This window comes from Deferrisoma sp. (assembly GCF_054681715.1).
In genome coordinates this window covers 22,062-28,494 of sequence record NZ_BAAHFQ010000029.1, presented here as the reverse complement: position 1 = coordinate 28,494, position 6,433 = coordinate 22,062, and the positions used below count along the sequence as shown (strand labels likewise).

6 protein-coding genes are annotated in these 6,433 nt (G+C 72.5%); 1 reads left to right on the top strand and 5 read right to left on the bottom strand.

The genetic code is table 11. The features are described 5' to 3' along the window. Positions 1-106: 106 nt before the first annotated feature. The gene (gene tkt / locus ACY0I8_RS06715) at positions 107-2,128 is read right to left on the bottom strand and encodes a transketolase family protein (RefSeq protein WP_459940977.1); all 2,022 of its coding nucleotides are present in this window, start codon (positions 2,126-2,128) and stop codon (positions 107-109) included. A gap of 166 nt (positions 2,129-2,294) precedes the next feature. On the opposite strand from tkt, the gene ACY0I8_RS06710 reads away from it, so the two are divergent. Continuing rightward, positions 2,295-3,017 (top strand): DUF481 domain-containing protein, encoded by a 723-nt coding sequence (locus ACY0I8_RS06710; RefSeq protein ID WP_459940978.1) that lies wholly within the window; start codon positions 2,295-2,297, stop codon positions 3,015-3,017. Positions 3,018-3,156: 139 nt separating this feature from the next. On the opposite strand, the gene ACY0I8_RS06705 is transcribed toward ACY0I8_RS06710, so the two are convergent. The 4 genes from ACY0I8_RS06705 to mutY all read right to left on the bottom strand — a co-directional run bounded on the left by ACY0I8_RS06705 (position 3,157) and on the right by mutY (position 6,343). Then, entirely contained in the window at positions 3,157-4,398 is a 1,242-nt protein-coding gene (locus ACY0I8_RS06705; protein WP_459942799.1) for a NupC/NupG family nucleoside CNT transporter, read from the bottom strand. A gap of 15 nt (positions 4,399-4,413) precedes the next feature. Next, the gene (locus ACY0I8_RS06700) at positions 4,414-4,770 is read right to left on the bottom strand and encodes a hypothetical protein (RefSeq protein ID WP_459942800.1); all 357 of its coding nucleotides are present in this window, start codon (positions 4,768-4,770) and stop codon (positions 4,414-4,416) included. Positions 4,771-4,910: 140 nt separating this feature from the next. After that, positions 4,911-5,249 carry a cupin domain-containing protein gene (locus ACY0I8_RS06695; RefSeq protein ID WP_459942801.1) on the bottom strand — a complete coding sequence of 113 codons (339 nt, stop codon included), beginning with the start codon at positions 5,247-5,249 and terminating at the stop codon, positions 4,911-4,913. Next, positions 5,246-6,343 carry an A/G-specific adenine glycosylase gene (gene mutY / locus ACY0I8_RS06690; protein WP_459942802.1) on the bottom strand — a complete coding sequence of 366 codons (1,098 nt, stop codon included), beginning with the start codon at positions 6,341-6,343 and terminating at the stop codon, positions 5,246-5,248. The genes ACY0I8_RS06695 and mutY overlap by 4 nt, the downstream gene beginning before the upstream one ends. Between the last annotated feature and the right edge of the window lie 90 nt (positions 6,344-6,433).

Sequence of the window (6,433 nt, the reverse complement as noted above, 5' to 3'; positions counted from 1 at the left end):
TCCCCCTCCCACGAGGGGAGGGGGGATCCTTTCGTGCCGATAAGGAACCGGGCGCCGTCTGTCTCCCTCTCCCCCACGGGGGGAGAGGGCCGGGGTGAGGGGGTGCTCAGCCGGCTCGGCCGAGCACCTCCCGGCAGGCGCGGAGCACGTTCTCCACCGTGAACCCGAACTTCTCGGCGAGCACCTGGGCCGGGGCGCTCGCCCCGAACCGGTCGATGCCCACCACGGCCCCGGCGGGGCCCACGTACCGCTCCCACCCGAAGGCGCTCGCCGCCTCCACCGCGACCCGGGCGGTGACCCCGGGCGGCAGCACCTCGGCCCGGTAGGCCGGGTCCTGGGCCTCGAAGAGCTCCCAGGACGGCAGGCTCACGACCCGGGTGGGAACCCCCTCGGCCTCAAGCCGTTCGGCCGCCCCGAGGGCCAGATGGACCTCCGAGCCCGTGGCGATGAGGAGGAGCCGGATGCCCTGGGGCCCGGCCGAGGCCTCCCGCAGCACGTAGCCGCCCCGCCGGAGCCCCTCGGCCCCGGCCAGCGCCGTGCGGTCGAGCACGGGCACGTTCTGCCGGGTCAACACCAGCGCCGTGGGGCCCTCGGTGCGCTCCAGGGCCACCCGCCAGGCCTCGGCGGTCTCGTTGGCGTCGGCCGGCCGCAGGACCACGAGGTTCGGCATGGCCCGCAGGCTCGCCAGGTGTTCCACGGGCTGGTGGGTGGGCCCGTCCTCGCCCACGAAGATGCTGTCGTGGGTGAACACGTGGACCACCGGGAGCCCCATGAGGGCCGCGAGCCGGAGCCCCGGCCGCAGGTAGTCGGAGAACACGAAGAACGTGGACCCGAACGGCCGGAACCCCCCGTGGTTCGCCATGCCGTTCAGGACCGCCGCCATGGCGAACTCCCGGATCCCGAACCGCAGGTTCCGCCCGTCCGGGGTTCCGCGGGAGAAGTCCTTTTCCCCCGCGAGCAGGGTCTTGGTGCTCGGGCCCAGGTCGGCCGACCCGCCCATGAGCTCCGGGATCCGGGCCGCCAGGGCGTTGAGCACCTTGCCCCCGGCCGACCGGGTGGCCACGCCCTTGGGATCGGCCGGAAACGCGGGCAGGGCCTCCTCCCACCCCTCGGGCAGCCGGCCTTCCCACCGGCGCTCGAGCTCGGCCGCGAGCCCCGGGAACTCCCGCCGGTACGCCTCGAACCGCTCCCCCCAGGCCCGGCGGGCCTCCCGGCCCCGGGCCGCGGCCGCGGCAAAGGGCTTCCGGGCCTCTTCGGGGACGTGGAACGCTGGCTCCAGGGGCCAGCCCAGGTTCTCCTTGGTGCGCCGGACCTCCTCGGGCCCAAGGGGGGCGCCGTGGGCGTCGGCCGAGTCCTGCTTGCCCGGGCTCCCGAACCCGATGTGGGTGCGCACCCGGATGAGCGAGGGGCGTTCCGTTTCGGCCCGGGCCTCGGCCAGGGCAGCCTCCAGGCGGGCGAGGTCGTTTCCGTCCTCCACCGAGAGGGTGTGCCAGCCGTAGGCCCGGAACCGGGCCTCCACGTCCTCGGAGAACGCGAGATCCGTGCCCCCCTCGATGGTGATCCGGTTGTCGTCGTAGAGGACCACGAGCTTCCCGAGCCCCAGGTGCCCGGCGAGGCTCGCGGCCTCGGAGGCCACCCCCTCCATGAGGTCGCCGTCCCCGGCGATCACGTAGGTGTGGTGGTCCACCACCTCGAACCCGGGTCGGTTGTACCGGGCGGCGAGGTGGCGCTCGGCGATCGCCATGCCCACGGCCGCGGCGAACCCCTGGCCCAGGGGGCCCGTGGTGGTCTCGACCCCGGGGGTGTGGCCGAACTCGGGGTGGCCCGGGGTCTTGGAGCCCCACTGCCGGAAGCTCTTGAGGTCGTCGAGGGTGAGCGGGTACCCGGCCAGGTGGAGGAGCCCGTAGAGGAGCATGGAGCCGTGGCCGGCCGAGAGCACGAACCGGTCCCTGTCGGGCCAGTCCGGTGCGCCGGGGTCGAAGCGCAGAAACCGCGTCCAGAGCGCGTAGGCCATGGGCGCCGCGCCCATGGGCATGCCGGGGTGGCCCGAGTTGGCCCTTTCCACGGCGTCCACGGCGAGGAACCGGAGGGTGTTCACGGCGAGGGAGTCGAGTCGGGGGTCGGTCATGGGTTCGGTTCTCCAGGGCGTGGTCTCCCCCCGGAAAGGGCGGGCATTGTGCCCCAAGGAGGGGGGCGTGTCCAGGAAAGTTTTTTGCGGGGCGCTCGCTTGACGGGGCGGGGCCCCGGGTTATGTTTTCGCGCCGTTCACCCTAACCAAACGAAAGGAGAAAGAGATGAACCGAACCCTTCTCACCTGGATCCTGGCGGGGGTCCTCGTGCCGGGAGTCGCCTTGGCCGGGGCCGGCTGGAAGAGCCGGGCCGAGCTCTCCTACACCCGCACCGGCGGGAACTCGGACACCGAGGCCCTGGCGGGCAAGCTCGAAACCGGGCTCGACGCGGGCGCGAACCGGTACGCCGCCAAGGCCTCGGGGCTCTACGGCGAGACCGAGGGGGACCAGACCGCGAGCCGGTGGACGGCCGAGGGCCGCTACGAGCGGCTGGTGACCGAGCGCCTCTTCGGGTTCCTTTCGGTGGGCTACCTGAAGGACACCTTCGCCGGGTACGACACCCGGCTCGAGGTGGGCCCCGGGGTGGGCTACGACGTCCTCAAACTCCCGGATCACGACCTCAAGGTGATGCTCGGGGTGCTGTGGAACTATGACAACTTCGCGAACGGCGCGGAAGACTCCGACACCTACCTGTCGGGCAAGGCGGCGGCCGACTACGAGTGGCGGATCTCGGAGGGGCTGACCTTCAAGCAGTACCTCGACTACGCGGTGTCGTTCGACGACACCGACGTCTACTTCATCAACTCGGAGTCCAGCCTCGCGGTGCAGATGGCCGAGAATCTGGCCCTCGGGGTGAGCTACATCGTGAACTACCAAAACGAGCCCCCCGCCCCCGGCGCCGACCACGTGGACACGAAGTTCATGACCTCGCTGGTCGTGGACTTCTAGGCGCGTCACACCCCATAGCCGCGACGGGGCCGCCGGCTTCCGGCGGCCCCTTTTCCAACCCTAAGCGAAGCATTCGCCGATCCCCCCCGTTGTCCTTCGCAACGACCGGGAGCGGACGACACTTCCGCTGGTCTTCGTGCTACGCGAGCACCCCCACCACCGCACCGGTCATGAGGGTGGCCAGGGTTCCGGAGACGATGGACCGGAGCCCCAGGGCCACGATCTCGTCCCGGCGGGAGGGGGCCATCGCCTCCATGCCGCCGATCAGGATCCCGAGGCTCCCGAAGTTGGCGAACCCGCACAGGGCGTAGGTGACGATGAGCCGGCTCCGGGGCGAGAGCGCCCCCTCGGGCAGCCCGGCCAGGCGGAGGTAGGCCAGGAACTCGTTGAGCACGGTCTTGGTGCCCATGAGGCTCCCGGCCGTGACCGCCTCGGACCAGGGAACCCCGATCACCCACAGGACCGGGGCCATGAGGTAGCCCAGGATCCGCTCCAGGGTCACGGGCGCCCCGGCCACCGGGGGCAGGAGCCCCAGGGCCTGGTTCACCAGGCTCACCAGGGCCACCAGCACCACCAACATGGCCACGATGTGGAGCAGAAGCCCCACCCCCGCGGCCGTGCCCTTGGTGACGGCGTCCATGGTGGAGGCGTACTCATCGGGGGGTACGAGGCCGCCTCCGGTGGGTTCCCCGGTCTCGGGCACCATGAGGTGGGCGACCACCACCGCGGCCGGCGCGCTGATCAGGGACGCGGTCAGGATGTGGCCCACCGAGTCGGGAATGACGGGGCCCAGGATCGCGGCGTAAAGGGCGAGCACGGTGCCGGCGATGGTGGCCATGCCGGCCGTCATCACCATGAAGAGTTCCCCCCGGCCCAGGCGTTCCAGGTAGGGCCGCACGAGGAGCGGCGCCTCCACCATGCCCACGAACACGTTGGCCGCGGCCGAGAGCCCCACGGCCCCGCCGATCCCCAGGGTCCGCTCCAGGATCCGGGAGAACCCCTTGACCGCCCAGGGCACGACCCGCCAGTGAAAAAGCACGGCCGACAGCGCGCTCATCACGAGCACGAGCGGGAGCGCCTGGAACGCCAGCACGAAGGTCGCGCCGGGATTCGAGGCCTCAAAGGGCAGTTCCCCGCCCCCCAGGTACCCGAACACGAACGAGGTGCCGGCCCGGGTGGCCTCCTGGAGGGCCTCCAGGGCCCGGTTGAGCCCCAGGAACACCCCCTTGGCCGGCGGGAGCTTCAGGAGCACCAGGGCGATCGCGAGCTGGAGCGCGAGCCCCGCGGCCACGGTGCGCCAGCGGACGGCCCGTCGGTTTTCCCCGAAGGCCCAGGCCAGGAGGCACAGGGCCAAGAGGCCGGCCAGGCTGTGGAGCCGCACGGCGGCCCGGTCCGGCTAGAAGCTGACCCTGAGGAGATCGGCGCTCACCCGTACGCCACCCGGCTCGGGGGCGGTCTTGACGGTGGGGAGGGCCAGGTAGAGGTCGCCGTCGCGGATCTCGGCCACGGCCGTGGACTCGTACACCCCGAACAGCGCCCCCGCGATCGCCCCGGCCGCGGCGCCGTACCCGATGTACTCCAGGTGGTCCTGGGGTTCGTCGGTGAACACGGTGAGGGCCCCGCCGATGATGGCCCCGGTGAGGGTGCCGTAGAAGGTGTCGCGGAAGATCACCTCGCCCTTGAGCTCGGCCCGGGCGGCAACCGGGGCCGTGAGGCAGGCGGCGAGGGCGAGGGCGGCGATCCAGCGTTTCATGGGACTCCTCCTTGTGTCGCTTGGGAAGCGATGGGATGCGGTGGCCAGGCATCCACCCCGGGGCCACGGCCCACCGCAGACCGAAGACCGGAGACCGGCGACCGAAGTCGCCTAACCTTGGCGCGCAACCCGCGCTCCGGTCAAGCCCCCCGCGGCCGGTACCGGTCAGGGTCGGCGAAGAGGTCGAGCACCAAGGCCCCGTCTCGGGTGCGGGCGCCGTGGGGCGTGCCGGCCGGGATCTCGTAGGTGTCGCCCTTGCGGTAGGTGCGGGTCTCGCCGGCGATGGTGAGCTCGATCTCCCCGTCGATCACCATGCCCCACTGGGCGCCGTGGCGGTGCTCGGGGATCTCGAACCCGGGCTCCAGCCGGAAGAACACCGCCTGCCGGGTGGGTCCCTGGAGGAGCCAGCCCGTCGCCCCTTCGATGGGTAGGTCCACCGGGGGAAGCTCGGTCACGATGGGGGGGAACGATCGGTTCACGGGGCGTCCTCCTTTCGCTGCCAATCGAGAAGTTCCAGGATTTTCCGGTTGGCCCGGGGCATGGGAAGGTCGGCGAGTTCGGCCGGCTCCACCCACTTCCATTCCCGGCCGTCCCCGGCCCGGGCGTCCATGGCCTCGAAGCGGCACACCACCGGGTGCAGGGTTACGGTGAAGTGGGAGTAGGCGTGGTCCACGGCGGGCAACGTCCGTTCGGCCCGGGCCGAGGCCCCGAGTTCCTCGCGGAGTTCCCGGAGCGCGGCCTCCGCGGGCGCCTCCCCCGGTTCGATCTTGCCGCCGGGAAACTCCCAGAGCCCGCCGAGGAGCCCCCCGTAGGGCCGGCGGTCCACCAGCACCCGCCCGTCCGGCCCCACCACCACGGCCACGGCCACCCGGCGGTGGGGCACGGGGGCCTTGGGCCTGCGCACCGGGAACCGGGCCGGGTCCCCGCTGGCGCGGGCCTTGCATGCCGTGGCGAGGGGGCACTCCGGGCAGGCCGGGCTCTTCGGGGTGCACACCAGGGCCCCGAGTTCCATCACCGCCTGGTTGTGGAGGGCCGCGGTCCCGGGCGGAAGGAGATCCTGGGCCAGGGTCTCGAGGCCCCGCCGGGCCGGGCCCGTGCGGGGATCCTCGGCCAGGGCCGTGAGCCGGGCGAGCACCCTCAGGACGTTTCCGTCCACCACGGCGAGATCCCGGCCGAAGGCGATGCTGAGCACGGCCGCGGCGGTGTAGGGGCCCACCCCGGGCAGCGCCCGGAACGCGCCGGGGTCGTCCGGGATCCGCCCCCCGTGGCGTTCCACCACGACCCGGGCCGCCCGGTGGAGGTTCCGGGCCCGGGAGTAGTACCCCAGGCCCTCCCAGAGCCGGAGCACGGTCTGGTCGTCGGCCCGGGCCAGGGCCCCGACCGTGGGGAGTTCCCCCATCCACCGCTCGTAGTACCCCACGACGGCGGCGACCCGGGTCTGCTGGAGCATCACCTCCGAAACCCACACGGCGTACGGGTCCCGGGTCCGCCGCCAGGGAAGGTCCCGGGCGCAGCGGCGGTACCAGGCGTGGAGCGCGCCCACGAGCGGGCGGATCGGTTCCGGATCGTGCATGGGCAGCACCGTGACCATAGGGGGGCGGACGGGGCCCGGATGGTACCACGGGCGTTCGGCCCGGGCGTAGTGGCCGTTGACAACCCTCTC